General features: G+C 76.2%; 25 protein-coding genes. 15 read left to right on the top strand and 10 right to left on the bottom strand.

Annotated features, from left to right (window positions below; all coding sequences use genetic code 11):
- Positions 1-32: 32 nt before the first annotated feature.
- The 9 genes from AC1050_RS11560 to AC1050_RS11520 are packed head-to-tail and all read left to right on the top strand — an operon-like array spanning position 33 to position 10,839.
- Complete coding sequence (locus AC1050_RS11560; RefSeq protein WP_482387552.1) at positions 33-575, top strand: hypothetical protein; 543 nt, start codon at positions 33-35, stop codon at positions 573-575.
- The gene (locus tag AC1050_RS11555; protein ID WP_482387551.1) at positions 572-1,945 is read left to right on the top strand and encodes an AAA family ATPase; all 1,374 of its coding nucleotides are present in this window, start codon (positions 572-574) and stop codon (positions 1,943-1,945) included. Before AC1050_RS11560 ends, AC1050_RS11555 begins: the two co-directional genes overlap by 4 nt.
- Positions 1,942-3,297, top strand: a complete 1,356-nt coding sequence (locus AC1050_RS11550; protein ID WP_482387550.1) for a hypothetical protein — start codon at positions 1,942-1,944, stop codon at positions 3,295-3,297. Before AC1050_RS11555 ends, AC1050_RS11550 begins: the two co-directional genes overlap by 4 nt.
- Positions 3,294-4,286, top strand: a complete 993-nt coding sequence (locus AC1050_RS11545) for a glutamate ABC transporter substrate-binding protein (protein WP_482387549.1) — start codon at positions 3,294-3,296, stop codon at positions 4,284-4,286. Before AC1050_RS11550 ends, AC1050_RS11545 begins: the two co-directional genes overlap by 4 nt.
- Complete coding sequence (locus AC1050_RS11540; RefSeq protein WP_482387548.1) at positions 4,283-5,488, top strand: hypothetical protein; 1,206 nt, start codon at positions 4,283-4,285, stop codon at positions 5,486-5,488. The genes AC1050_RS11545 and AC1050_RS11540 overlap by 4 nt, the downstream gene beginning before the upstream one ends.
- The gene (locus tag AC1050_RS11535; RefSeq protein WP_482387547.1) at positions 5,485-7,695 is read left to right on the top strand and encodes a tetratricopeptide repeat protein; all 2,211 of its coding nucleotides are present in this window, start codon (positions 5,485-5,487) and stop codon (positions 7,693-7,695) included. Before AC1050_RS11540 ends, AC1050_RS11535 begins: the two co-directional genes overlap by 4 nt.
- Positions 7,692-8,807 (top strand): PP2C family protein-serine/threonine phosphatase, encoded by a 1,116-nt coding sequence (locus AC1050_RS11530; RefSeq protein WP_482387546.1) that lies wholly within the window; start codon positions 7,692-7,694, stop codon positions 8,805-8,807. The genes AC1050_RS11535 and AC1050_RS11530 overlap by 4 nt, the downstream gene beginning before the upstream one ends.
- Complete coding sequence (locus AC1050_RS11525; RefSeq protein WP_482387545.1) at positions 8,804-10,084, top strand: vWA domain-containing protein; 1,281 nt, start codon at positions 8,804-8,806, stop codon at positions 10,082-10,084. The genes AC1050_RS11530 and AC1050_RS11525 overlap by 4 nt, the downstream gene beginning before the upstream one ends.
- Positions 10,081-10,839 carry an FHA domain-containing protein gene (locus AC1050_RS11520; protein ID WP_482387544.1) on the top strand — a complete coding sequence of 253 codons (759 nt, stop codon included), beginning with the start codon at positions 10,081-10,083 and terminating at the stop codon, positions 10,837-10,839. Before AC1050_RS11525 ends, AC1050_RS11520 begins: the two co-directional genes overlap by 4 nt.
- A 170-nt stretch (positions 10,840-11,009) precedes the next feature.
- On the opposite strand, the gene AC1050_RS11515 is transcribed toward AC1050_RS11520, so the two are convergent.
- Complete coding sequence (locus tag AC1050_RS11515) at positions 11,010-11,642, bottom strand: FMN-dependent NADH-azoreductase (RefSeq protein ID WP_482387543.1); 633 nt, start codon at positions 11,640-11,642, stop codon at positions 11,010-11,012.
- An 89-nt stretch (positions 11,643-11,731) separates the two neighbouring features.
- Here AC1050_RS11515 and AC1050_RS11510 point away from each other — a divergent pair, with 89 nt between their 5' ends.
- From AC1050_RS11510 to AC1050_RS11495, 4 genes are all read left to right on the top strand, one after another.
- The gene (locus AC1050_RS11510; protein ID WP_482387542.1) at positions 11,732-12,247 is read left to right on the top strand and encodes a MarR family winged helix-turn-helix transcriptional regulator; all 516 of its coding nucleotides are present in this window, start codon (positions 11,732-11,734) and stop codon (positions 12,245-12,247) included.
- Entirely contained in the window at positions 12,244-12,723 is a 480-nt protein-coding gene (locus tag AC1050_RS11505) for a GNAT family N-acetyltransferase (RefSeq protein ID WP_482387541.1), read from the top strand. Before AC1050_RS11510 ends, AC1050_RS11505 begins: the two co-directional genes overlap by 4 nt.
- Before the next feature lie 67 nt (positions 12,724-12,790).
- Positions 12,791-13,468: a DUF433 domain-containing protein gene (locus AC1050_RS11500; RefSeq protein WP_482387540.1), complete on the top strand. Its 678-nt coding sequence runs from the start codon at positions 12,791-12,793 to the stop codon at positions 13,466-13,468.
- Between the two features lie 10 nt (positions 13,469-13,478).
- A complete protein-coding gene (locus AC1050_RS11495) occupies positions 13,479-13,877 on the top strand; it encodes a PIN-like domain-containing protein (protein ID WP_482387539.1) in 399 nt (132 codons plus the stop codon).
- A gap of 13 nt (positions 13,878-13,890) precedes the next feature.
- Here the strand turns inward: AC1050_RS11495 and AC1050_RS11490 are convergent, their stop codons facing one another.
- The 7 genes from AC1050_RS11490 to AC1050_RS11460 form a co-directional block, all read right to left on the bottom strand.
- Positions 13,891-14,715 carry an alpha/beta fold hydrolase gene (locus tag AC1050_RS11490; protein WP_482387538.1) on the bottom strand — a complete coding sequence of 275 codons (825 nt, stop codon included), beginning with the start codon at positions 14,713-14,715 and terminating at the stop codon, positions 13,891-13,893.
- 7 nt (positions 14,716-14,722) lie between these two features.
- Positions 14,723-15,352 (bottom strand): dihydrofolate reductase family protein, encoded by a 630-nt coding sequence (locus AC1050_RS11485; protein WP_482387537.1) that lies wholly within the window; start codon positions 15,350-15,352, stop codon positions 14,723-14,725.
- A 63-nt stretch (positions 15,353-15,415) separates the two neighbouring features.
- The gene (gene ppk2, locus AC1050_RS11480; protein WP_482387536.1) at positions 15,416-16,351 is read right to left on the bottom strand and encodes a polyphosphate kinase 2; all 936 of its coding nucleotides are present in this window, start codon (positions 16,349-16,351) and stop codon (positions 15,416-15,418) included.
- A 103-nt stretch (positions 16,352-16,454) separates the two neighbouring features.
- The gene (kdpC, locus tag AC1050_RS11475; protein ID WP_482387535.1) at positions 16,455-17,060 is read right to left on the bottom strand and encodes a potassium-transporting ATPase subunit KdpC; all 606 of its coding nucleotides are present in this window, start codon (positions 17,058-17,060) and stop codon (positions 16,455-16,457) included.
- 17 nt (positions 17,061-17,077) lie between these two features.
- Positions 17,078-19,246: a potassium-transporting ATPase subunit KdpB gene (kdpB, locus tag AC1050_RS11470; protein ID WP_482387534.1), complete on the bottom strand. Its 2,169-nt coding sequence runs from the start codon at positions 19,244-19,246 to the stop codon at positions 17,078-17,080.
- Positions 19,247-19,251: 5 nt separating this feature from the next.
- Positions 19,252-20,922 (bottom strand): potassium-transporting ATPase subunit KdpA, encoded by a 1,671-nt coding sequence (gene kdpA, locus AC1050_RS11465; RefSeq protein ID WP_482387533.1) that lies wholly within the window; start codon positions 20,920-20,922, stop codon positions 19,252-19,254.
- Entirely contained in the window at positions 20,922-21,011 is a 90-nt protein-coding gene (locus tag AC1050_RS11460) for a potassium-transporting ATPase subunit F (RefSeq protein WP_482387532.1), read from the bottom strand. Before AC1050_RS11460 ends, kdpA begins: the two co-directional genes overlap by 1 nt.
- Positions 21,012-21,637: 626 nt before the next feature.
- On the opposite strand from AC1050_RS11460, the gene AC1050_RS11455 reads away from it, so the two are divergent.
- On the top strand, positions 21,638-22,327 hold the full coding sequence (locus AC1050_RS11455; RefSeq protein WP_482387531.1) for a YciI family protein: 690 nt from the start codon (positions 21,638-21,640) through the stop codon (positions 22,325-22,327).
- The gene (locus AC1050_RS11450) at positions 22,324-23,622 is read left to right on the top strand and encodes an RNA polymerase sigma factor (protein ID WP_482387530.1); all 1,299 of its coding nucleotides are present in this window, start codon (positions 22,324-22,326) and stop codon (positions 23,620-23,622) included. The genes AC1050_RS11455 and AC1050_RS11450 overlap by 4 nt, the downstream gene beginning before the upstream one ends.
- On the opposite strand, the gene AC1050_RS11445 is transcribed toward AC1050_RS11450, so the two are convergent.
- Positions 23,561-24,541, bottom strand: a complete 981-nt coding sequence (locus AC1050_RS11445; protein ID WP_482387529.1) for an NAD(P)/FAD-dependent oxidoreductase — start codon at positions 24,539-24,541, stop codon at positions 23,561-23,563. The two genes, AC1050_RS11450 and AC1050_RS11445, sit on opposite strands and share 62 nt — an antisense overlap.
- Positions 24,541-25,263 carry an alpha/beta fold hydrolase gene (locus AC1050_RS11440; protein WP_482387528.1) on the bottom strand — a complete coding sequence of 241 codons (723 nt, stop codon included), beginning with the start codon at positions 25,261-25,263 and terminating at the stop codon, positions 24,541-24,543. The genes AC1050_RS11445 and AC1050_RS11440 overlap by 1 nt, the downstream gene beginning before the upstream one ends.
- Between the last annotated feature and the right edge of the window lie 25 nt (positions 25,264-25,288).

Genomic DNA, 25,288 nt, shown 5'->3' with positions numbered 1-25,288 from the left:
ACCACAGGGTGCACCGGGCAGGAGGCGACGGCGTGGGGCTGAGCGGGTTCTTCGAGCGCCTGACCGGCCGTGCGCCGCAGCAGCCGGCCGCCTCCACGCTGCCGCCCGCCCCCACCGCCGCCGACCTGCTCGCCGCGCTCGACCGGGTCGAGGCGATGGTGGCCGGCGGCGCCGTCCCCGCGCCCGTGGCGTCCCGGGTGCACCGGGTGGTGCGCGTCGTCCGGGACACCGTGCCGCGGCTCGACCGGCTCGGTGCCGGCTCCGAGGAGGCGTACCACGTGATGGCCACCGCGACCGACTACCTGCCGGACGCCGTCGGCGGCTACCTGCGGCTGCCGCGGGAGTGGGCCAACTCCCGGCCGGTGGACGCGGGCCGCTCGTCGCTGATGGTGCTGATCGACCAGCTGGACCTGCTCGGCCGCACGATGGACCAGGTGCTCGACGCGGTGAACCGGTCCGACGCGGTCGCGCTGGTCGCGCACGGCCGGTTCCTCGCCGAGAAGTTCGGCCCGGCGGCCGGGGGCGGGGCGCTCGACCTGGACGGCCGGCTGACCCCGCCGGGGGCGACGGCATGACCGCGCTCGCCGGCGCCCTCGCCGCGCTCACCGACGTCGCCACCCGCGCCGGGACCGACCCCGCACGGGCCCTCGCGGAGGGTGCCGCGCTGGCCGCGGCGGTCGCCGAGCACTCCCCCGGCGCGCCCGCCGACTGGATCGCCGGCACCGGCGCGGTCGGCGGCACGCAGGCGTTCTTCGACGCCGCCTCGCGCGGGCGCCGGTGGCGCGGCGCGCCGACGACGCTGCTCGGCGAGCTGGCCGCCACGAGGTCGCCGCACGCCGGTGCCTACGCCCGCGCGCTGGTCGAGGTCGCCACCGCCGCCGGGACGCTGGGCCGGCCGACGCCGTCGGTGGTCGGGAACGCCACGCTGACCGCGGCCGCGCAGCTGGCCGGCGCGGGCGCGGTGCCGGTACCGGGGATGCCCACGGTGCCCGGCAGGACGACCACCGCCGGGGAGACGACGGGTACCGAGGCCGCCGCCGTGTCGGCCGCAGGGCCCCCCGTCGAGCCCGCCGCGAAGAAGACCGTCGAGGAGCTGCTCGCCGAGCTCGACGCCCTGGTCGGCCTGGGGACCGTCAAGGCCGAGGTGCACCGCCAGGCCGCGGTGCTGCGGGTGGAGAAGCTCCGCACCGCCGCCGGGCTGCGCGCGCCGACGATGTCCCGGCACCTGGTGTTCGTCGGCAACCCCGGCACCGGCAAGACCGTCGTCGCCCGGAGCGTCGCCGGCATCTACGCGGCGCTCGGCCTGCTGGCCACGGGCCACCTGGTCGAGGTCGACCGGGACGACCTGGTCGGCGGCTACCTGGGTCAGACGGCGATCAAGACCACCGAGGTGGTCGAGCGCGCCCGCGGCGGCGTGCTGTTCATCGACGAGGCGTACACGCTGGCACGCGACGACTACGGCCGCGAGGCGATCGACACCCTGCTCAAGGCGATGGAGGACGACCGCGCCGAGCTGGTGGTCATCGTCGCCGGCTACCCCCGGCCGATGGCGCGCCTGCTGGACTCCAACCCGGGGCTGCGGTCGCGGTTCCGCACCACGGTGTCCTTCGACGACTACTCCGACGACGAGCTGGTCGCGATCTTCACGCTGATGGCCGAGGCGGCCGACTTCGCCGTCGACGACGCGACCGCGCAGGCGCTGCGCGGGCTGCTGGCGGAGGCGGTGCGCGACGAGGGGTTCGGCAACGCCCGGTTCGTGCGCAACGTCCTGGAGGACGCGATCGGCCGGCACGCCTGGCGGCTCCGCGACGTCCCCGACCCGACCCCCGAGCAGCTCCGGCAGCTCGTCCCCGCCGACCTCACCGCCGAGCCGGACACCGAGCCCGCTGCCGGGCCGGTCACCGACCCGGCCCCCGAGCGCGCACCCGAAGGAGAACCCGCGTGACCACCACGGTCCCCGCCCCGGCGACCGCGCCGCCCGCCCCGGTGCCGGCGCCGTACGCCGCGCCCGCGGGCCCGCCCGCGCCGGTCGCCGCACCCACCAGCCCGGCGGAGCTCGCCGCCGCCACCGCCGCCGCGCACGGCCGCAGCACGCCGTCCCGGATGGGACTGGTCGCGATCGCCCTCGTCCTGCTGGGAGCGCTGGTGGCCCTCGGTGCCGGCTGGGCGTTCCGGACGGCCGACGGCGCCCTCGGCCGCGCGGACGCGAACGCCGCGCAGCTGGTCCGCCTGCAGGAGCTGCAGACCCGCCTGGTGCGTGCGGACGCCGACGCGACCAACGCGTTCCTGGTCGGCGGCCTGGAGCCCGCGGACCTGCGCGCGGACTACGACGCGGCGATGCGCACCGCGACCGAGCTGGTCGCCGAGGCCGCCCGCGCGCAGCCCGCCGACGGCACCGTGCTCGCGTCCCTGAACACCGCGATCCTGGAGTACTCCGGCGACGTCGAGCGGGCCCGGTCCGCCAACCGGCAGGGGCTGCCCGTCGGGTCGCAGTACCTGCGCAACGCCTCGGCCGACCTGCGCACGGACGCCCTGCCGGCGCTCGCGGCGCTGATCGACGCGAACTCGGCACGGGTCGACCACGAGATGGACGCCGCGCGCAGCGCCTGGGCGCTCGCCGTGGGCAGCGGTGTGGTCGGGCTGGCCGGCGTCGTCGCCGCCTCGGTGTGGCTGGCGCGCCGCACGCACCGGTACGTCAACCCGCCGCTGGCCGCCGCGGGCGTCGTGCTGCTGGTGCTGACCGTCGGCTCCGGGATCGTGCTGGTCTCGGTGTCGTCGCAGGTCGCGGACGCGCGCGCCACGAGCTCCGCCGCCGCGGACGCGCTGTCGACCGCCCGGCTCGGCGCCTACGACGCGAAGGCCAACGAGTCCCTGACGCTGATCGCCCGCGGCAGCGGGTCGGCGTTCGAGGAGGCCTGGGTGGCCTCGGCCGCGCAGGTCGACGGCGCCCTCGACGACGCGCAGGCCTCGGGTGTCGTCGACCAGGACGTGCCCACCGCGTGGGCCGCCTACGCCGAGCAGCACGCGGCCATCCGGCAGCTCGACGACGACGGCGCCTGGGAGGACGCCGTGGCCGCGGCGACCTCCCGCGAGGAGGGGTCGGCCAACGCCGCGTTCGCCGCGTTCGACGACGCCTCCGCCGCCGCGCTGACGGAGGCGTCCGACGCCACGTCGGACGCCCTGGAGAGCGCCGGCAGCGGGCTCGTCCTGGGCCTGTGGCTGTCGGTCGCCGCCGGCCTGGCCGTGGCCGTCCTGTCCTGGAGCGGGATCTCCCGCCGGATCGAGGAGTACCGGTGAACCGCACGCGCAGCCCCCGCCGCCCCCGCCGCCGAGGCCCCGCGGTGCTCGCGCTCGCCCTGGCCGCGCTCGTCCTGTCCGGCTGCGCCGGCGGCGACGTGTACGCCGAGACGACCGTCCCGCCCGCGGAGACCGCCACCGGCGACCCCGCGCCCGCTCCGGCCGCGCCGGCCCCCGCGGAGTGCGCCGACCCGCTCGCGTCGTACGCCCCCACCGGCCCGGCGAGCCCGGACGCGGTCCCCGCCGGGTCCACCGCCGCCGAGATCCGGGACCGCGGCCGCCTGCGGGTCGGGGTCTCCGCGGACTCCCTGCTGCTCGGCGCGCGCGACCCGGTCAGCGGCGAGGTCGAGGGGTTCGACATCGACATGGCCCGGATCGTGGCCGACGCGATCTTCGGCGACCCCGACCGGATCGAGCTGGTGGTCATCACCGCGGCCGACCGCATCCCCGCGCTGGAGGACGGCACCGTCGACCTGGTCGCCCGCAACATGACGATCACCTGCGACCGCTGGACCCAGATCGCGTTCTCGGCCGAGTACTACCGGTCCGGCCAGAAGGTGCTGGTGCCGCTGGCGTCCGACGCGACGTCGCTGGCCGACCTCGCCGGTGCGCGGGTGTGCGCCCCGGCCGGGACGTCCAGCCTGGCGAAGCTCGAGGAGTTCGGCGAGGTCGAGCCCGTCGCGGCGTCCACGCACACCGACTGCCTGGTGCGGTTCCAGCAGGGCGAGGTCGACGCCATCACCGGCGACGACACCGTGCTGGCCGGCCTCGCCGCGCAGGACCCCTACGCCAAGGTCGTCGGCGAGGCGTTCACCGCCGAGCCCTACGGCCTGGGCATGAACGCCGAGGACGCCGACCTGGTGCGGTTCGTCAACGCCGCGCTGGAGCAGGCGAAGGCCGACGGGTCGTGGGCCGCCTCCTACGACCGGTGGTTCGCGCCCTCGCTCGGTGCCGCGCCCGCCCCGCCGACCCCGGTGTACGGCCGGTGACCGCCGCCGTGACCAGCCCGCCGGGCGCGCCCGTCGTCGCACCCGACGCCCCCGCGGCGTGGGGGCAGCCGGTCACGCCCGACGCGATGGCGGGCTACCTGGACGCGATGGCGGCCTGGCGCAGCCGGCGCCGCCGGGAGCTGGACGAGCTGGACCAGGCCGCGCTCGCGTCGGCGGACGCCGCGGTCACCGGCGACGTGACGCTCGCGATGGCGCTGTGGCAGTCGGCCGGCACCCGCCTGGACGCGCTCGTCGCGGTGTGGGACGGCGGCCGGGTCGGCGCGGTCGAGCTGGCGCGGCTGTCCGCCATGGTCTGGGGGCGCACCGGCTCCGGCGCGGTCTCGCTGCCGGAGGCGTGCCGGCTGTCGGACGCCGTCACCGCCCAGCTCCGGCAGCGGCTCACGCTGACCGCCGGGTCGGCCGACCTCGCCGCCCGGCTGGCCGCGCTGCGTGCCGGCGTCGAGCGGATCCGGGACCTGCTGGCCGGGGCGCGCGGCGCGGAGGCCCTGGCCGCCGCCGACCGGCTGCAGCGGCTCGACCGCCGGCTGACCGACGTGGTCGAGCGCGCCCGGCGCGGTGCCGACGTCGGCGGCCTGCTCGGCCCGCTCGACGCGGACGTCGCGACCTGCGAGCGCGACCTGATCGTCGGCGCCGCCCGCGCCCGGGACGACGAGCGCGACCACGCCCGGGCCGTCGCCTGGCGGGACGAGCTCGCGGGCCGCGCCGCGGAGGTCCGGACCCTCGTCGCCACCTGCGTCGCGCAGGTGACCCCCGCGCCGGTGCTGGGCGTGCCCGACGTGGCCGCGCTCGGCCCGGTGCCGGACGGCGCGGCCGCCGTCGACGCCTACCTGGAGCGGCTCGGCACCGTCGAACGCGCGCTCGCGCACGTCGCCGACGCCTACGGCGCTCCCGTGACCGAGCTCGCCGGGCTCCGCGGGCTGCTCGAGGCCTCCGACGCGCAGGCCACCGCCCAGGGACGGGCGGCCCTCCCCGAGGTCGCCGCCCTGGCCCGGGTGGGCGCCCAGCTGCTCAGCACCCCGCCGGTCGACCTGCCGCGGCTGCGCTCCCTGGCCGGCGCCTACCGCGTGCTGCTCGAGACCCCGCGCGCGACCCGCCCCGCGACGGACACCCGGGCCATCCCCGTGCGTGCCGTCAGCCCCGTGCGCCCCGTTCCCCCGACCTCGTCTGGACGGACCTCATGACCTGCACCCAGCCCGGCTGCCCGGGCACCGTCGTCGACGGCTACTGCGACGTCTGCGGCACGCCCGGCGGCGAGGCCGCGCCCGCTGCCGCCGGCGTCACCGGTGAGCCGGCCGGCACCGACGGCGCCGGCTCGACGCGGACGTCCAGCCAGCGCCTCGGCTCCACCGCCATCGGCTCGGCGCGCACCGGCCGCACCGGGTCGACCCGCCGCGTCGGGTCGTCGTCCAGCCGGCTGCGCACCGCGCGGCTCGGCGCCGGGCTGACGACGGTGGCGCCCGCGCCGGCGGTCGACGCCGCCGCCGCGATCCTGGAGCACCCCGAGGTCGCCGAGGAGAAGCGGTTCTGCCCGTCGTGCGGGGCGCCGGTCGGGCGTTCCGTCGCCGGACGCCCCGGCCGCACCGAGGGCTTCTGCCCGAAGTGCCGCAACCCGTACTCGTTCGCGCCCAAGCTGCAGGCCGGGGACCTGGTCGGCGGGCAGTACGAGGTGGCGGGCGCGCTCGCGCACGGCGGCCTCGGCTGGATCTACCTGGCGCGGGACAAGAACGTGTCCGACCGGTGGGTCGTGCTCAAGGGCCTGCTGAACACCGGGGACGCCGACGCGATGGCCGCGGCCATCGCCGAGCGGCAGTTCCTCGCGCAGGTCGAGCACCCGCGGATCGTCGAGATCTACAACTTCGTGTCCCACGAGGGCGCGGGCTACACGGTCATGGAGTACGTCGGCGGGCACTCGCTCAAGGGGCTGCTCAAGGAGCGGATGCGCGCCGCGGGCCACTACGACGCGTTCCCGCTGGACCAGGCGATCGCCTACGTCCTGGAGATCCTGCCGGCGTTCGAGTACCTGCACGACCTGGGCCTGGTCTACTGCGACTTCAAGCCGGACAACCTCATCCAGATCGGCGACGACGTGAAGCTGATCGACATGGGCGGCGTGCGGCGCCTGGACGACCTGGACTCGGCGATCTACGGCACCGTCGGCTACCAGGCGCCCGAGGTCGCCGAGCAGGGCGTGTCGATCGCCTCCGACGTCTACACGCTGGGCCGCACGCTGGTGGTGCTGGCGATGGAGTTCCGCGGCTACCAGTCCACCTACGTGTCCTCGCTGCCGCCGGTGTCCGAGACCCCGCTGTTCCAGGCGTTCGACTCGTTCTACCGGCTGGTCGCCAAGGCCTGCGCGCCCGACCCCGACGACCGGTTCGGGTCGGTGGCGGAGCTGCGGGTCCAGCTGCTCGGCGTGCTGCGCGAGGTCGTCGCGACCAGCACCGGGGCGACGGCCGCCCGCGACGCGGCGCCGTCGCTGCTGTTCACCGCCCCCGACACCGCCGCCGCGGCCCTGACCTGGCGCGAGCTGCCGGACCTGCGCCCGGACGTGACCGACCCGCAGCTGCCGTGGCTGTCGACCGTCGACATCGCGGACCCGGCCGCCCGGCTGGCGCACCTGCGGGCGCACCCCGAGCACTCCGCCGAGGTCCTGCTCGCGACCGCCCGCGCGGCGCTGGACGCGGGCGACGACGAGGCGGTCGCGGCGGCCACCGACGAGCTGCTCGCGACCGACCCGTGGGAGTGGCGCGCGGTGTGGCTGCAGGGCCTCGCGCACCTGCGCCGGGGCGACGGCGGCGCCGCCCGGTCGGCGTTCAACGCCGTCTACGGCCAGGTGCCCGGCGAGCTCGCCCCGAAGCTGGCGCTCGCGCTGTCCTGCGAGGCGTCCGGCGAGCCCGAGATCGCGGAGTCCCTCTACGCGACCTGCGCCCGGACCGACGCCGCCTACGTCCCCGCGGGCGCGTTCGCCATGTCCCGGCTCCGCGCCGAGCGCGGCGACGTCCCGGGAGCGGTCGCGGCGGTGGACCTGGTGCCCGCCACGTCGCGCGCGTACCCGGACGCCCGGCTGCTGCGCGCCCGGCTGCTCGCCGGGTCCGGCGCGGGGCTGCCCGCCCTCGCCGAGGCGCTGGACTCGCTCGACGGCGTGGGCGTGGACGCGGGCGACCGGTCCTGGCTGACGGTGCAGGCCCTGACCGCGGCGCTGGACGACGTCGAGCAGCACGGCGAGCAGCCCGCGGTCACCCTCGGGTCGTGGACCGCGACCGAGGACGGGCTGCGCGACGGCCTCGAGCACACCTACCGCGCGCTCGCCCGGGCGACCGGCACGCCCGCGGAGAAGATCGTCCTGGTGGACGCCGCGAACGGCGTGCGCCGGTGGACCACCCGGTGACCGCCGTCGGCACCGGCCGGGCGTGCCTGGCCTGCCGCACCCCCGCCGCGCCGGACGCGCTGTTCTGCGAGGAGTGCGGCGCCGAGCTGCCCGCGGCGCCGGTCGTCTCGCCCGCCCCGGTCCCGAGCGCCACCGGCACGACCGCCACCGTGCCGCTGCGGGCCGTCGCCGCCGCGCACGCCGCCGTCGCCCAGCTGCCCCGGACGTGCGCCGAGCCCGGGTGCGGCGGGCCGGTCGAGGACGGGTACTGCACGCTCTGCGGCACGCCCGCACCGCGGCCGCGCGACCACATGACGGCCCAGCCCGCGGCGTGGGTCGCCGCCGTGTCCGACCGCGGCCGCCGGCACCACCGGAACGAGGACGCCATGGCGCTGGCCGCCGACGCGCGCCCGGGGTCGTGGGCGGCGCTGGTCGTGTGCGACGGGGTGTCCACCTCCGAGAGCTCCGACGTCGCCTCGCTGGCCGCGGCCGCCGCCGCCCGCGACGTGCTCGCCCGCGAGCGCGGCACCGGGCTGGCGTCGGGCCGGTCGCTCGCCGCGCTCGCGCAGACCCGGGTCACCGCGGCCGGCGCCGCGGCGGCGAAGGCCGTGGCCACCGCGACGCCGCACGACCACGGGGACTCGCCGCCGTCCTGCACGTTCGTCGCGGCGCTGGTCGAGGGCACGGCCGTCACCGTCGGCAACGTCGGCGACTCCCGGGCCTACTGGGTCCCGGACGACGGCACGCCCGGGCAGCTGACCGTCGACGACTCCGTCGCCGCCGAGCTGGTCGCCGACGGCGTGCCGCGCGAGCAGGCCGAGAACGGCCCGATGGCGCACGCGATCACCCGGTGGCTCGGTGTCGATGCCGACGACCAGGCGCCGACGGTCTCCCGGCTGGAGGTGCCCGGCCCGGGCTGGCTGCTGCTGTGCTCGGACGGGCTGTGGAACTACTGCTCCGAGGCGGCTCCGCTCGCCGCGATGGTGCAGCACCTCGCACGGTCCACCGGCTCGGACCCCGCCGCGATGGCGGGCGCTCTGGTGGACTGGGCGAACGAGCAGGGCGGCAAGGACAACATCACCGTGGCGCTGGCACGGCTGGGCGCCACGACCGACGAAGGAGGTCCCGCATGAGCCCCGGCTTCACCGCTGCGGTCTACCAGAACGAGTACCTGGCAGACGGCTCCACGGACGTGCACGCGATCGTCACCGTCGAGTGCACCGACGCCGGCCAGGCCGGCGCGTCGGGCGGCGACGCCGCCGAGGCGATCATCGTCGACTGCTCCGGCTCGATGGGCGAGGCCGGGGTGCGCGCCGCCCAGCAGGCGGCGGCCGCCGCGCTGGACCAGGTCACCGACGGCACCTGGTTCGCCATCGTCGCCGGCAGCCACGTCGCGCAGCTGCTCTACCCGGACCCGCGCGAGGCCCTGATGGTGCGGATGTCCCCGGCCACCCGCGAGCACGCCAAGCAGGCGCTCGGGCGGCTGCGCCCCGAGGGCGGCACCGCGATGGGGACCTGGATCGAGCTGGCCACCCGGGTGCTCACCTCCGTCCCCTCCGTCACCCAGCGGCACGCCGTGCTGCTGACCGACGGCAAGAACCAGCACGAGACGCCGGCCGAGCTCGACGCCCGGCTGCACGGGGCCGTCGGCACGTTCCAGGCGGACTGCCGCGGTGTCGGCGCGGACTGGGAGGTCGGCGAGCTCCGCCGGATCGCCCAGGCGCTGATGGGAACGGTCGACCTGATCCCGCGGCCCGAGCAGATGGCCGCGGAGTTCGCCGCGATCATGCAGACGTCCATGGGCCGCGGCGTCGCCGCCGCCGACCTGCGCGTGTGGGCGCCGCAGGGCGGCCAGGTGCTGTTCGTCCGGCAGGTCGCTCCCAGCGTCGAGGACCTCACCCCCCGCCGCACCGAGGTGAACCCGCTCACCGGCGCCTACCCCACCGGGTCGTGGGGCGACGAGTCCCGCGACTTCCACGTCGCCGTCCGCCTGCCCGCCTCCCGCGGGCTCGGCCAGGAGCAGCTCGCCGCCCGCGTGCAGCTGGTGGTCGGCGACGAGGTGCAGGCCCAGGGCCTGGTCAAGGCGAGGTGGACCGACGACAGCGCCCTGTCCGCCAAGATCAACCCCGAGGTCGCGCACTACACCGGGCAGACCGAGCTCGCGCAGGCCATCCAGGACGGCCTCGCCGCCAAGGCCGCCGGCGACGACCGCACCGCGACCGCCAAGCTGGGCCGTGCCGCGCAGCTGGCCGCCGAGACCGGCAACGAGGAGGCGACGTCCAAGCTCCGCAAGGTCGTCGACATCGACGAGCCCGCGACCGGCAAGGTCCGGCTGAAGAAGGCGGTCGACAAGCTGGACGAGATGGCCCTCGACACCGCCTCCACCAAGACCACGCGGGTGAAGCGGTGACGGCGACCTGCCCCGCCGGGCACCCCTCGACCTCGACGGACTACTGCGACGTGTGCGGTGCGCCGATGGGTGCGCCCGCGGCCGCGGCCCCCGTGCCGGACGCCGTCACCGCGGCGCCCGCCGCCGCGCCCGCCGCCCCCGCCGCCGGGGCCGAGGTGCCCTGCCCCAACTGCGCCCTGCCGAACGCGCCCGGCGCGCTGTTCTGCGAGGCCTGCGGGTACGACTTCACCACCGGCGCCCTGCCGCGCACGACCGCTCCCGCGGCACCCGCCCCGGACGTCAACGCCGCGGCCCCCGACCCGGCCGTCGGCGGCGGGCCGTCCCTGGCACCCGCCGTCGCGCTGGAGTGGGTCGCCGAGGTCTGGGTCGACCCCGACTGGTACGCCGAGCAGGACGCCGCCGAGCCGTGCCCGTCCCCCGGGCTGCCGGCCGTGGTGCCGCTCACCGTGCGCTCGCTGCTGATCGGCCGGGAGTCGCGGTCGCGCGGCATCCACCCCGAGATCGACTGCGCCGGCGACGACGCGGTCAGCCGCCGCCAGGCCCAGCTGACCACCGACGGCACCCGCTGGTTCGTCGAGGACCTGTCCTCGTCCAACGGCACCTACGTCGGGCCCGCCTCCGGCCGGCTGCCGACCCAGGCCCTGACCCCGGGCCAGCGCCGCGAGCTCGCCGAGGACGACCGGGTCTACGTCGGCGCGTGGACCCGCATCGTCGTCCGCCGCGCCACCCCCGAGGAGCGCACGCCCCCGCCGTGACCCGGGGGCTACCCCGCCACACCCACCCATCCCCACCCCCACCTCCAGCCCGCTCGTCGAGATAGGGCCGTCGCGCCGAGATAGGACCCCGGGCGGCCCTATCTCGAGGTGACGGCCCTATCTCGGCGCGGGCGGTGGGATGCCCGGCCGGGGGCGTCGGGGGGGGGGCGTCAGCGGGTGGCGAGGGCGCGGCCGGCGGCGACTGCGGCGGCCTCGGCCTCCTTCTTGACCAGCGCGGCGGGCTCGGCCAGCGCGTCCATCGCCGGGTTCACGCCGACCAGCGTCAGCTCGCGCTCGATCACCGTGAGGTCGGCGCCCCAGACCTCGCCGATGATGCGGCGCAGGTAGCCGGTGCTGTGGTCCCAGCCCTCCTTCGGGGTGCCGGGGCCGTAGCCGCCACCGCGGGTGGTGATCAGCACGGCGGGCTTGCCGGCCAGCACCGGGTCCCCGGGCGCGCCGCCGGCGATGACCAGGTCGATCCACGTCTTGACGTGCTGCGAGACGCCCCAGTTGTAGAGCGGCAGCGCGAGCACGACGGCGTCGGCCGCGCGCAGCTCGCCGGCGACCTCGAGGGACAGCGCGATCGCGGCGGCCTGCTCCGGCGTGCGCTGCTCGGCGGGGGTCCAGCCCGCCCCGACCGCGGTGGCCCACGCGTCGGCCGGCAGCGGGTTCTCGCCCAGGTGGCGCCGGACGACCTGCTCGTCCGGCCGGGACGCGGCGAGCTCGGCGGTCACGAGGTCGGCGAGCCCGGCGCTCGCCGAGCCGGCGCCCTGGATGGTCGCGTCGATGCGCAGCACGGTCATGGTCACTCCTGGTGGGTCAGCGTGTTGAATGTTCAAGGCGGACTGTACGCACCGAAGCGTTGAATGTTCAACACCCGTACACTCGTCGCATGACCGAGCCCGCCGTCGAGGCCACCCCCTGGCTCGACGGCAGCCAGCTCGAGGACTGGAAGTTCGTCTACGCCCTGGTCAGCACGCTGCCCGCCGCGCTGGACGCCCAGCTCAAGCGGGACGCCGGGCTGAACCTGTACGAGTACCAGGTGCTCGCGGCGCTGTCCGAGCGCGCGCACGACGAGGCGCCGATGAGCGACCTCGCGCGGCTGTCGCAGGGCTCGCCGTCCCGCCTCTCGCACGCCGTCGCCCGCCTCGAGGCCGCGGGCTGGGTCGCCCGCGGGTCGTGCACCGCCGCCGGCAAGCGCACCAGCGCGCGGCTCACCCCCGCCGGCGTCGAGAAGCTCCGCAGCACCGCACCCGGCCACGTGCGCGAGGTGCGCCGGCTCGTGGTCGACGCGCTCGGTCCCGACCGGTTCGCCGCGCTCGGCGACGCGGGCCGCACCGTCGTGCGGCGCGCGGCCCCCGACGTCGCCGACATGCTCGCCCTCCCCGCTCCCGAAGGAACCGCGTGACCACCAGCACCTACTCCCTCGAGTCCGTCGCCTACGACGACCCGCGGGCGACCGCCATGCGCGCGGCGATGGACGCCGAGATGTCCGTCCGGTACGCCGGCGTCGCGATGACCCCCGAGGTCGCCGCCGCCCTGGCCGTCGACCCGGCGACCATCCGGCACACCGTGCTCGCCGTCGACCACGACGGCACGCCGATCGGCCACGCGGCCCTGCGCGACCACCACGGCGAGTGGGAGGTCAAGCGGGTCGTCGTCGCCGCCGGCCAGCGCGGCCGGGGCGTCGGCCGCGCGGTGATGACCGAGGTCGAGCGGGTCGCCCGCGGCGCCGGTGCGTCGCGGGTGATCCTGCAGACCGGTGACCGGCAGCCCGAGGCCGAGGCGCTGTACCTCGCGCTCGGCTGGACCCGCATCCCGCTCTACGCGCCGTGGGACGTCGCGCTGCCGGACTCCCGCTGCTTCGAGAAACGCCTCAGCTGAGGCGCACCACCTACGCAGGTCGGCGGGCCACGCCCGTCGGCTGCTCCGCGCGTGCCACGATGTCCGCGTGAGCGCCTCCCTGCTCGATCGCGCGATCTACTCCTACGCGGACGTGGATCGCGTCGTCGGCCTGCACGCGGGTACGGCGCGCCGCTGGCTCGAGGGCTACTCCCGCGGCACCCGGTTCTACGACCCCGTGCTCCGTGCCGAGCCGACGGGAGCGGACGTGGTCACGTGGGGTGAGATGGTCGAGGCGCGCCTGCTCGCGGAGTTCCGGAGCCGGGACGTGCCGGTGCAGCGCATGCGCCCGGCGATCGTGCGGCTGCGTGCCGAGCTCGGCCCCTACCCGCTCGCCCTCGCCAGGCCGCTGCTGGACGTCGAGGGCCGGGAGCTCGTCCGCGCGGTGCAGGACGAGGTGGGGCTCGAAGGCCGCCTGCAGATCGTCGTGGTGCGGAACGGCCAGTACCTGCTCGCCGAGTCGACCGAGCGGTTCCGGTCGGCCGTCGACTACGAGGACGGCGCGGTCAGCGGCGTGCGCCCGGAGGCCGGTATCCCGCAGGTGCGCCTGGACGCCCGGCGTGCGTTCGGGCAGCCGGCGATCCGGAACGTGCGCACCGACACGCTGGTCGAGGCGTTCCGCGCGGGTGCCCCGCGCGAGGAGATCGCCGACCTGTACGACGTCACCGCCGAGGAGCTCGACGCGGCGATCCGGTACGAGCTGATCAGCAGCAACCGGGCCGCCTGACCGCGACGGCGTGTACTTCACGGACGAGAACGCGCTCGGACTGGGGAAGCTGCTGCGCCGCTCCGGCCGCGACGACGTCCTGCACCCCGGTCACGACGACCTGCCCGAGGTCCCGCTCGGCACCTACGACACCGACTGGATGCCCGTGGTCGCGGCTCGGGGTCTGGTGGTGATCACGCGGGACCGCCGGATCCGGACGCGCCCGGCGGAGCTCGACCTGTACCGGGAGCTCGGGATCCGCTCGGTGTGGATCGGCGCCAAGCAGGACCTGCAGCCGCGCGAGCAGCTGGCGCTCTTCCTGCGGCACGAGCCCCGCCTCGAGCGCGAGATCGTCAAGCTCGGCGGCGGCCCCTGGGCCCTCGCCCTCGGCGTCACCGGGGTGCGGCCGATCCGCCTCCGAGACCGGTGACCGGGACCGGCGGTCACGCCCCGCAGGCGTCGAGCCACCCCGCGAGCAGCCCCGCCAGCACGGCCGGCTGCTCGTGCGGCAGCGCGTGCCCGGCACCGTCGACGACCGCGAGCGTCGCCCGCGGGTACGCCGGGAGCAGGTCGACGGTCGCGGCGTACCCGACGGTCGAGTCCTGCCGGCCCGCGACCAGCAGCACCGGCCCGTCGTACCGCGCGCCCGGCGGCAGGGTCAGCTCCCAGCGCGCGCCGATCCGCGTCGCCGCGGCCTCGTCCGCGAGCGCCGCACCGGGCACCACGAACCGCTCGTACCGGTCCAGCATCGCCGGCGTCTGCCGCACGAGGTACTCCCGGAACCCCGCGTCCCCGAGGCCGGGCGCCGCGACGACCGGGCGGTGCTCCGGGACGTCGCGGGTGCCGGCCAGCAGGGGGCACACCAGCGCCAGCCCGGCGACGCGGTCGGGGCGCCGCGCGGCGAATCCCTGCGCGTAGGACGCCCCCGCCGAGTGCCCGACCAGCAGCACGGGCTCGGTCCCTGCCACCCGGTCGGCCCAGGCGAGCAGCACGTCCAGGACGTCGTCCGCGCTGGCGACGGAGGCCGGCGCCGGCGTCCGGCCCGCGCCGGGCAGGTCCGGGTAGAGGCGCCGCAGCCCGCCGCGCAGCGCGAGCGGCGGGTCGAAGCACGCCTCCGGCTCCCGGTGGTCCACGCCCGCCCCGTGCAGGACGAGCACCGGCCGGCCCGCGCCGTGCTCGACGGCGTGCACCGCGACCCCCAGCACCTCGACGCCCCGCACCTCGACCCCCGGCACCGTGACCCCCGGCCCCGTGACCCCGCGGTCCACGTCGCGCTCAGGCGGCCGGGTCGTCGGGCGCGCCCACGACGCCGGTCCCGGGGTCCTCGCCCGTCGGGCCGTACCGCAGCTGCACGACGCCCGCGCTCCCGGCGATCGGCGGCTGGAGCAGCCGGAGCCCGGACGCCCGCACCCCGTCCGGGAACACCTTCTTGCCCCGGCCCAGCAGCACGGGGTAGACCCAGAGCGTCAGCACGTCGAACAGCCGCTCCGCGAGCAGTGTCTGCACCAGGTCGACGCTGCCGATGACGTGCACGGACTCGTGCCGGTCCCGCACCGCGCGCAGCCCCGCGGCGAGGTCGGGTCCGAGCAGCGTGCTCCCCGGCCACCCGAGCTCCGGCGTCCCGCGGCTGGCGACGTACTTCGGCACCGCGTTCAGCTGCCGCCCGATCGGGTCGTCCCCGTGCCGCGGCCAGTACGCGGCGAAGATGTCGTACGTCCGGCGACCCAGCACCAGCGCGTCCATCCGCGCGATGCCGGCGCCGACCTCCCGGCTCACGACGTCGTCGTCCAACGGCGCCTGCCAGCCGCCGTACGGGAAGCCGTCGGACGGGTCCTCCTCCGGGCCGCCCGGCGCCTGCGCGACGCCGTCGAGGGTGACGAACAGGTCGATGTGCAGGCGCCCCATGGCTGCTCCTCGGTGGGTCCCCGGCCGGTCGTCAGCCGGACCCGTCGAGCGTAGCGAGCCGGGTCACTCGTCGGCGGGCTCGTTCTTGCCGCGGATCACCAGCAGCGGGTCGGGCCGGCCGACGACGGCGGTGTCCTTGCCCTCGTAGTCGAACTGGTTGAGGAAGAACCGCATGGCGTTGATCCGGGCGCGCTTCTTGTCGTTGGACCGGATGATCGTCCACCGGGCGTGCCGCTTGTCGGTGCGGCGGAACATCTCCTCCTTGGCCGCGGTGTAGTCGTCCCACCGGTCCAGCGAGGCCAGGTCCATCGGCGACAGCTTCCAGCGCCGGACGGGGTCGAGCTGCCGGATGGCGAACCGCGTCCGCTGCTCCGTGCGGGACACCGAGAACCACAGCTTGGTGACGTGGATGCCGGCGTCCACCAGCATCTTCTCGAACGCCGGGGCCTGCGCCATGAACGCCTGGTACTCCTCGTCGGAGGCGAAGCCCATCACGCGCTCGACCCCGGCGCGGTTGTACCAGGACCGGTCGAACATGACGATCTCGCCGGCCGTGGGCAGGTGCTGCACGTAGCGCTGGAAGTACCACTGGCCGCGCTCGCGGTCGCTGGGCTTGGAGAGCGCGACGACGCGGGCGGTGCGCGGGTTGAGGTGCTCGGTGAACCGCTTGATCGTGCCGCCCTTGCCGGCGGCGTCGCGGCCCTCGAACAGGATGATCGCGCGCTTGTCGTTGTCCTCGAGCCAGTACTGGAACTTCAGGAGCTCGACCTGCAGCTGGTACTTCTTCAGCTCGTACTCGTCGCGGTCCATCAGCTCGTCGTACGGGTAGCCCTCCTGCCACGTGTAGACCGGGTTGCCCTGCGGGTCGATCAGGTCCGGGTCCGGGGTGTGCCCGTCGCGCACCGTGTAGCCGCTGTCACGCAGGTACTCGATGTACTCCCGGAGGTTCTCCGGAGGGGTGCCGGTGGTCGCGGTGGTCGCGGTGGTCTCGCTGGTCACGCTGGCCTCCTGGTCGGCGGGTTCGCCTCGGATACTCCGGCACCCGTGGTGCCGCCGCAAGAGGTGGTGCGGGCCCGGGGTCGCGCCCGGGCCCGCACGGGTCTCAGCCGCGCGCGTCCAGCGCCAGGTTCAGCTCGAGCACGTTCACCCCCGCCTGACCGAGCACCCCGAGGTCCGGCCCCGTGGTGGCGGCGGCGACCAGGCCGCGGACCTCGTCCTCGGCGAGCCCGCGCTCCGCCGCGACGCGCCGCACCTGCAGCTCGGCGTAGGCCGGGCTGATGTGCGGGTCGAGGCCCGAGGCCGAGGCGGTGAGCGCGTCGACCGGCACGTCGGCCGGGTCCACGCCCTCCAGCGCGGCGACCGCGGCGCGGCGCTCCTCGATCGCCGCCACGAGGTCGGGGTTCTCGGGACCCCAGTTGGACCCGGACGACGCAGCCGCGTCGTAGCCGTCCCCGGCGGCCGACGGCCGGGACTGGAAGTACTGCGCGAGCGGCGCGCCGGCGGAGTCGGTGAACGACTGGCCGATCAGGGACGAGCCGACGACGGTGCCGCCGGCGTCGGTCACCATCGAGCCGTCGGCGCGCGCCGGCAGCAGCCGGCCGAGCCCGGTGACCAGCAGGGGGTACGCGATCCCCAGGATCACGGTGAGGACGAGCATCGCCCGCAGGGCGACGAGCAGGTGCGGCCAGGTGGTGCGGGGGGAGCTCATGGTGGTGTCCAGTCTTCTCAGAAGCCGGGCAGCAGGCCGACGACCAGGTCGATCAGCTTGATGCCGAGGAAGGGGGCGACGACGCCGCCGAGCCCGTAGACGAGCAGGTTGCGGCCGAGGATCGAGGACGCGGCGGCGGCGCGGTACTGCACGCCGCGCAGCGACAGCGGGATCAGCACCACGATGACCAGGGCGTTGAAGACGATCGCCGAGAGGATCGCGGAGGCCGGCGAGCCCAGCTGCATGAGGTTGAGGGTCGCGAGGCCCGGGAACACCCCCGCGAACAGCGCGGGGATGATCGCGAAGTACTTCGCGACGTCGTTCGCGATCGAGAACGTGGTGAGCGCGCCGCGGGTGATGAGCAGCTGCTTGCCGATCCGGACGATGTCGATCAGCTTGGTCGGGTCCGAGTCCAGGTCGACCATGTTCCCGGCCTCCTTGGCGGCCGACGTGCCGGTGTTCATCGCGACGCCGACGTCCGCCTGCGCGAGCGCCGGGGCGTCGTTGGTGCCGTCCCCGGTCATCGCGACCAGGTGGCCGCCCTCCTGCTCCCGCCGGATGAGCGCGAGCTTGTCCTCCGGCGTGGCCTCGGCGAGGAAGTCGTCGACCCCGGCCTCGGCCGCGATGGCCTTCGCGGTGAGCGGGTTGTCGCCGGTGATCATGACGGTGCGGATGCCCATCGCGCGCAGCTCGGCGAACCGGTCGGCCAGCCCCTCCTTGACGACGTCCTTGAGGTGGACGACACCCAGGACCCGGCCGGCGCCGGACCGGTCCGTGGTCGCGACCACCAGGGGCGTGCCGCCGCTCGAGGAGATCCCCTCGACGCGGTCGCCCAGCTCCCGCCGGACCGCCGGCGCCAGGGAGCCCTCCTCCTCGAGCCAGGCGACGACGGCCGAGCCGGCGCCCTTGCGGATCCGGGTGACGTCGGGCAGGTCGACGCCGCTCATCCGGGTCTGGGCGGTGAACGGGACCACCTCGGTGCCGGGGGCGAGCGTCGCGACGTCCCCGGCCGCACCCCGTGCGCAGGCGAGGTCGACGATCGACCTCCCCTCCGGCGTCGGGTCGGCGGCCGACGCCTGCGCGGCGGCGCGCACCAGCTCGTGGGCGTCCACCCCGGTGAGCGGCAGGAGGTCCACCGCGCGCCGGTTGCCGTAGGTGATGGTGCCGGTCTTGTCGAGCAGCAGCGTCGTGACGTCGCCGGCGGCCTCGACCGCACGACCCGACATCGCGAGCACGTTGCGCTGGACCAGCCGGTCCATGCCCGCGATGCCGATGGCGGACAGCAGCGCGCCGATGGTCGTGGGGATCAGGCAGACGAGCAGGGCGACCAGCACCGGCACGCTGACGGACGCCCCGGCGTAGGCGGCGATCGGGTTCAGCGTCAGCGCGACGACCACGAACACCACCGACAGGGACGCCAGCAGGATGTTCAGCGCGATCTCGTTCGGCGTCTTCTGCCGGGCGGCGCCCTCGACCAGGGCGATCATCCGGTCGACGAACGTCTCGCCGGGCTTCGACGTGATCCGCACGACGATCCGGTCGGACAGCACCCGGGTGCCCCCGGTCACCGCGCTGCGGTCGCCGCCGGACTCCCGGACCACCGGGGCGGACTCCCCGGTGATCGCCGACTCGTCCACCGAGGCGATGCCCCAGACGATGTCGCCGTCGCCCGGGACCAGCTCGCCGGCGGTGACCACGACGACGTCCCCGAGGGTCAGGTCGGGCGAGGCGACGGACCGGGTGCGGGTGTGCTCGGCGCCGGGGTCGCCCGCCGCGTCGTACCCGTCGACCACGGTCGCCGACGTGCTGGACCGGGTCTGGCGCAGGCTGTCCGCCTGGGCCTTGCCACGGCCCTCGGCGACGGCCTCGGCGAGGTTGGCGAACAGCACGGTGAGCCAGAGCCAGACCGCGATGGCCGCGGTGAAGGTGCCGGGTGTGGCGGTGCCGCCGGAGTCCGCGGGTCCGCCGGTGAACGGCTCCGCGACGGCGAGCACGGTGGTGAGGACGGCCCCGACCTCGACGACGAACATCACGGGGTTGTGCCACAGGAGGCGCGGGTCGAGCTTGCGGAACGCGCCCGGGAGCGCGTCCCGGAGCTGGCGCGCGCTGAACGCGCGCTGCGGCGCGGACGAGGTGTGCGCGGTGGCCGGCGCCGCGGGGGCCTCGGGTGTGGTGAGCACGGACATGGGATTCACAGACCTTCCGCCAGGGGACCCAGCGCGAGAACGGGGAAGTAGGTCAGGGCGGTCACGATCACGACGACGCCCGTGAGCAGGCCGACGAACAGCGGCCGGTGGGTGGGCAGCGTGCCCGCGGTGGACGGCACCCTGTCCTGCGCGGCGAGCGAGCCCGCGAGCGCCAGGACCAGCACGACGGGCACGAACCGGCCGAGCAGCATCGCGACGCCCAGCGCGGTGTTCAGCCACGGGGTGTCGGCCGTCAGGCCGGCGAACGCGGACCCGTTGTTGTTGGCCGCGGACGTGAACGCGTAGAGCACCTCGGAGAAGCCGTGCACGCCGGGGTTCCAGACCGACGTCGCCTCGACGTCGGCCCGGACCGCCGGGATCGCGAACGACAGCGCGGTCCCGGTCAGGACCAGCGTCGGCGTGACCAGGATGTACAGCGACGCGAGCTTGATCTCGCGCGGGCCGAGCTTCTTGCCCAGGTACTCCGGCGTCCGGCCGACCATCAGGCCGCCGACGAACACCGCGAGGACGGCCAGCACGAGCATCCCGTACAGCCCCGAGCCGACGCCGCCGGGGGCGACCTCGCCGAGCATCATGTTGAGCATCGGGAACAGGCCGCCGAGCGCGGTGAACGAGTCGTGCATGCCGTTGACCGCACCGGTCGACGTCAGCGTGCTGACGCTGCCGAACAGCGTGGTCGCCGCGATGCCGAACCGCTGCTCCTTGCCCTCCATCGCGCCGCCGGCGAGCTCCGGGGCCGTGCCCGCGCCGCGGCTCTCGACGACGGTCAGCAGCGTCAGGCTGACCAGGAAGATCGTCGCCATCGCCGCGAGGATCGCGTAGCCCTGCCGGTGGCTGCCGACCATCCGGCCGAACGTGCGCGGCAGGGAGAACGGGATCGCCAGCATCAGCAGGACCTGGAACAGGCTGGTCCACCCGGACGGGTTCTCGAACGGGTGCGACGAGTTCGCGTTGAAGAAGCCGCCGCCGTTCGTGCCGAGCAGCTTGATCGCCTCCTGCGAGGCGACCGGCCCGCCGGGGATCTGCTGCGTCCCGCCGGCGAGCGTCGTCACGTCCGTGAAGCCCGCCCAGTTCTGGATCACGCCACCGGCGATCAGCACCAGCGCGGCCAGGACCGAGACCGGCAGCAGGATGCGCAGGGTGCCGCGGGTGAGGTCGACCCAGAAGTTGCCGATGGTGCCGGTGCCGCGCCGGGCGAACCCGCGGACAAGCGCGACCGCGACCGCGAGACCGACCGCGGCGGACACGAAGTTCTGCACCGCGAGGCCGAGCGCCTGCACCGCGTAACCCAGCGTGACGTCCGGCGAGTACGACTGCCAGTTGGTGTTGGTGACGAACGAGATCGCCGTGTTGAACGCCAGGTGCGGCCCGACCCGGGGCATCCCGAGGTCCCACGGCAGCCAGGTCTGCGCCCGCTGCAGCACGTAGACCAGCAGCACGCCGACCAGGGAGAACGCGAGCAGGCTGCGCACGTACGCCCGCCACGACTGCTCCGAGCGGGGGTCGACGCCGATCAGGCGGTAGAGGCCGCGCTCGACCCGCAGGTCCCGCACGGAGGTGTACACGTGGGCCAGGTAGTCGCCGAGCGGGCGGTACAGGGCGGCCAGCACCAGCGCCGCGAGGAGGACCTGCGCGGCGGCCGTCCACGCGGCCATCAGAACGTCTCCGGCTTCACGAGCGCCCACACCAGGTAGACGACCGCCGCGACGCCCAGCGCCGCCGCGGCGAGGTCGAGCACGATCACAGCTTCTCGACCCCCGCGGCGACAGCGCCCACGAGCGCGAACAGGGCGACCACGGCCGCCACGAGCACCAGGTCCAGCACGAGGGGACTCCAGACGTCGAACCTCGTCACCCGCCCGACCGGGCGGAGCGACGGGCCCGGTCGTTGCCGGGCCGTCGTCCACCACACACCCGCTCCGGACCGCCGGCGGCCGTCCTCACGACTTCCATACGGGTCCCGGGCTGTTGCTGACGGAACCCGTGCGGCGGGTCTCCGCCGCGCTAGCCGCCCGTGTCGTGCCGGGGCCGGTCGGCTGCCCTGCCCGGCCGCGCTCGGCGCCACCACCTCCGTGGCCGTCGCGGCACGGGCAGGACCTGGGGCGCGTCCGGGAGCGCGCTGCGGGACTCGGTGATCACGGAGCGCCGGGACAGCAGCAGCGCGAGCGGCGGCGGGTCGGAGTGCACGGGGACCTCCTCGGGTGCGGCGGCGCCCGCCGACCGGGCGCCGCTCACCTTCCCGACGCACCCGCGCCCGCCCCGGGGACACCCCTCGACCCCGCACCGGCCGGTCGCCGATGATGCGGGGGTGTCCTCGTGACGCGATCCCGTGCGTCGTCCAGGTGACAGAAGCCGACACCGAGGAGGAGCCATGACCTACGTGACGTTCGTGCGGGTGGGCGTCGACGCCGCACCCACCCCCGACCAGGCCGACCCGTCCGCCTGGGTCGAGCAGGCCGACCGCGCCGGGCGGCGGGAGGGGCACCGCCTGGCCGACGCCGGCACCGCGACCACCGTGCGGGTGCGTGACGGGCGCACGCTCGTCACCGACGGGCCGTTCGCCGAGTACAAGGAGCTGGTCGGCGGGTTCGACGTCCTCGACGTGCCCGACCTGGACACCGCGGTCGCCCTGGCCGCCGCGCACCCGGCCGCCCGGTTCGGCGCGATCGAGGTCCGGGAGGCGTGGCCGTTCGACGGCACTGCGCCGGACGGGCACGTGCTCGCGCCGGACGACGCCGGGGCCGGCCACTACCTGCTGCTGATGGGCGAGGTGCCGGACGGCTCGCCGCACCCCGACGAGGCGCCCGCCGCGTGGGCGGAGGAGCTGCGCGACGTCGACCGCGGCGGCCACCGGCTGCGCCCGGCCGCCGAGGCGCGCACCGTCCGCGTCCGCGACGGGCGCACCGTCGTGGCCCACGGCCCGTACGCCGAGGTGGCGGAGCAGGTCGCCGGGGTGGCGATGATCGCCGCGCCCGACCTGGACGCCGCGATCGACGCCGCCGCCCGGCACCCCGCGGCCGCCGTCGGGGCGGTCGAGGTCCGGCCGCTCTGGCAGCCGTGACCGTCGTCGACGACGCCCTGACCCGGGCCTTCCGCGAGGAGTGGGCGCGGGTCGTGGCCACGGTGATCCGCGTGACGGGTGACTGGGCGCTCGCGGAGGACTGCGCGCAGGACGCGTTCGCCGCGGCGACCCGCACCTGGCCCCGGGACGGGGTGCCCGACCGTCCCGGGGCGTGGCTCACCACCACCGCCCGGCGCAGCGCCCTGGACCGGCTGCGCCGCGCGGGCACCGAGGCACGGCGGCTGGCGGAGGTGGCGGCCATGACGAGGACCGACGACGTGCCCGGCCCGGAGCCCGACGACCCGCGCGCGCTCGGCGACGACCGGCTCGCGCTCGTCGCGACCTGCTGCCACCCCGCGCTCGCCCTCGAGGTGCAGGTGGCGCTCACGCTGCGGACCGTGTGCGGGCTGACCGTCCCGGAGATCGCCCGCGCCTTCGGCACCTCCGAGGCGGCGATGGCCAAGCGGCTGGTCCGGGGCCGCCGGAAGATCACCGAGGCGCGCATCCCCTACCGGGTGCCGCCCGCCGACCGGCTCCCCGAGCGGCTCGACGGCGTGCTCGCGGTGGTCTACCTCGTCTTCACGGAGGGGTACGCGGCGGGCGCGGGGACCGACCTGGTGCGTGCCGGGCTGTGCGACGAGGCGGTGCGGCTCGGCCGGCTGGTCGCGCGCCTCGTGCCGGACGACCCCGAGGTGCTGGGCCTGCTCGCGCTGGTGCTGCTGCAGGACTCGCGCCGGGCGGCCCGGGTGGACGCGGCCGGCGACCTGGTCCCGCTGGAGGACCAGGACCGCGGCCGGTGGGACGCGGCGGGCATCTCCGAGGCGACCGCCGTGCTGGCGGCCGCTCAGGGCCTGGTCCGCTCGGGCGGCAGGACGGGGCCGTACCTGCTGCAGGCGCGGATCGCGGCGGAGCACGCGCGCGCGACGCCCCCGGCAGGCACCGACTGGACGACGGTCGCCCGGCTGTACGGGGACCTGCTCGAGCTCGCGCCGTCGCCCTTCGCCGGCCTGGCCGGGGCGGTCGCCACCGGGATGGCCGACGGGGCGGACGCCGGGCTCGCGGCGATCGACACCGTGGCGGCGGACGGGCGGCTGGCCGGCAGCCACTACGTCCCCGCGGCGCGTGCCGACCTGCTGCGCCGGGCGGGCCGGCGGGAGCCCGCGGCGGAGGCGTACCGGGAGGCGCTCGGCCTCGTGGTGAACGAGGCCGAGCGCCGCTACCTGTCCCGGCGGCTCACCGAGGTGACGCCAGACGGGCCGCGACCCGCGCGTCCTGGAGCACCAGGTCCACGTTGATCGCCGCCGCGGCCGCGACCCCGTGCGCCGCCGCGGCCATCACCTGGGCGGTCACGTCGGCGACGTTCCCGGCCACCCACACGCCCGGCACCTCCGTCCGGCCTGCGGGGTCGGCGGGCACCCGCGTCCCCCGCACGGCGCCGTGCACCACCTGCTCGACCGGCTCGACGCCCAGGCCCGCCAGCAGCCCCGCCTCGGCCGTGAACCGCGGCGCGACGACCAGCGCCTCGCGCGCGACGACGTCCCCGGACGCGAGGCGGACGCCCGCGAGCGCCCCGGCGACGACCTCGAGCCCGGCGACCGTGCCCTCGACCACCCGCACCCCGCGGGCCGTGAGCAGCACGCGCTCCTCGGCCGTGGGTGCCGCCGCGGTGTGCGGGAACAGCACGACGTCCTCGCTCCACTGCCGCCAGAGCAGCGCCTGGACCGCGCTCTGCGACCCGGACCCGAGCACCCCGATCGGCCGGTCCCGCACCTCCCAGCCGTGGCAGTACGGGCAGTGCAGCACGCTCGTCCCCCACAGCCCCGCGAGCCCGGGCACGTCGGGCAGCTGGTCGGTCAGCCCCGTCGCGACCAGGACCCGGCGCGCGCGCACCGACCGTCCGTCCGCCAGGTCGACGCGGAAGCCGTCGTCCGCCCGGGTCAGGGCGGACACCCGCCCGCCGAGCACCGCTCCCCCGTACCCGGTGACCTCGCGGCGGCCGATCGCGAGGAGCTCCGCGGGCGGCGTGCCCTCACGGCCGAGCACCTGGTGCACGTGCGCCGCCGGGGCGTTGCGCGGGCGTCCGGCGTCCACCACCAGCACGGTGCGCCGGGCCCGGGCCAGCGCGAGCGCCGCTCCCAGCCCGGCGGCGCCGCCGCCGACGACCACCACGTCGTGCTGCTCGTCGTGCGTCGTCGTGCGCGCTCCCGGGGGCATCACGCCGTGGTCGCCCGGGCGGCCTCGTCGATGACGCGTGCCACCTCGTCCGGCCGGGAGACGGTCACGGCGTGCGAGGCGTCCACCTCGACCACGTGCGACGAGGCCCGCTGCGCCATGAACCGCTGCGCCTCGGCCGGGACCGCCAGGTCCCGGAGCGTGACGACGGTCCAGGACGGGACGGTCTTCCAGGCCGCCGCCGTCGCCTTGTCCGCGAGCGCGTCGGCGATGATCGGCCGCTGCGTGACCGCCATCAGCGCGGCGACGTCGGCCGGCACGTCGGCGGCGAAGACCGCGTGGAACTTCTCCTGCTCGATGGACAGGTCGTCGACCGTCCGCCCGTCGGGGCCGCGGACCGGGACCGGTCGCAGCGCGGTCCCGAGCTCGTTGCCCGGGTACCTGCCGGCCAGCTCGCCGGTGCTCTCGCCCTCGTCCAGCAGGAAGCTCGCGACGAACACGAGCGCCTGCACCCGCGGGTGCCCCGCGGCGGCCTCGCTCAGCACGCTGCCGCCGTAGGAGTGGCCGGCGAGGACGACCGGGCCGTCCACGCCGTCCAGGACGTCACGCAGGAGCTCGGCGTCGCCGCGCAGGGAGCGCAGCGGGTTCGCCACCGCGACCACCGGGTAGCCGTCCGCGCGGAGCCGGGCGATCACGTCGTTCCAGCTGGAGGAGTCGGCGAAGGCGCCGTGCACGAGGACGACGGTGGGCTTGCTGCTGGTCATGGCAGTTCCTCTCGGTGGGTGGTGC

The organism is Cellulomonas sp. NEAU-ZC6, from assembly GCF_056844425.1.
The sequence above is the reverse complement of the archived record's forward strand: the minus strand, read 5'-3'. Positions and strand labels throughout refer to the sequence as shown.

Excerpts from the sequence above, each read along its gene's own strand:
- AC1050_RS11525 (WP_482387545.1), top strand. The coding sequence starts at position 8,804 with ATGAGCCCCGGCTTCACCGCTGCGGTCTACCAGAACGAGTACCTGGCA.
- AC1050_RS11440 (WP_482387528.1), bottom strand. The coding sequence starts at position 25,263 with ATGACCAGCAGCAAGCCCACCGTCGTCCTCGTGCACGGCGCCTTCGCC.
- kdpA (WP_482387533.1), bottom strand. The coding sequence starts at position 20,922 with ATGGCCGCGTGGACGGCCGCCGCGCAGGTCCTCCTCGCGGCGCTGGTG.
- AC1050_RS11510 (WP_482387542.1), top strand. The coding sequence starts at position 11,732 with ATGACCGAGCCCGCCGTCGAGGCCACCCCCTGGCTCGACGGCAGCCAG.
- AC1050_RS11535 (WP_482387547.1), top strand. The coding sequence starts at position 5,485 with ATGACCTGCACCCAGCCCGGCTGCCCGGGCACCGTCGTCGACGGCTAC.
- AC1050_RS11555 (WP_482387551.1), top strand. The coding sequence starts at position 572 with ATGACCGCGCTCGCCGGCGCCCTCGCCGCGCTCACCGACGTCGCCACC.
- AC1050_RS11515 (WP_482387543.1), bottom strand. The coding sequence starts at position 11,642 with ATGACCGTGCTGCGCATCGACGCGACCATCCAGGGCGCCGGCTCGGCG.
- kdpC (WP_482387535.1), bottom strand. The coding sequence starts at position 17,060 with ATGAGCTCCCCCCGCACCACCTGGCCGCACCTGCTCGTCGCCCTGCGG.
- AC1050_RS11445 (WP_482387529.1), bottom strand. The coding sequence starts at position 24,541 with ATGCCCCCGGGAGCGCGCACGACGACGCACGACGAGCAGCACGACGTG.
- AC1050_RS11485 (WP_482387537.1), bottom strand. The coding sequence starts at position 15,352 with ATGGGGCGCCTGCACATCGACCTGTTCGTCACCCTCGACGGCGTCGCG.
- kdpB (WP_482387534.1), bottom strand. The coding sequence starts at position 19,246 with ATGTCCGTGCTCACCACACCCGAGGCCCCCGCGGCGCCGGCCACCGCG.
- AC1050_RS11455 (WP_482387531.1), top strand. The coding sequence starts at position 21,638 with ATGACCTACGTGACGTTCGTGCGGGTGGGCGTCGACGCCGCACCCACC.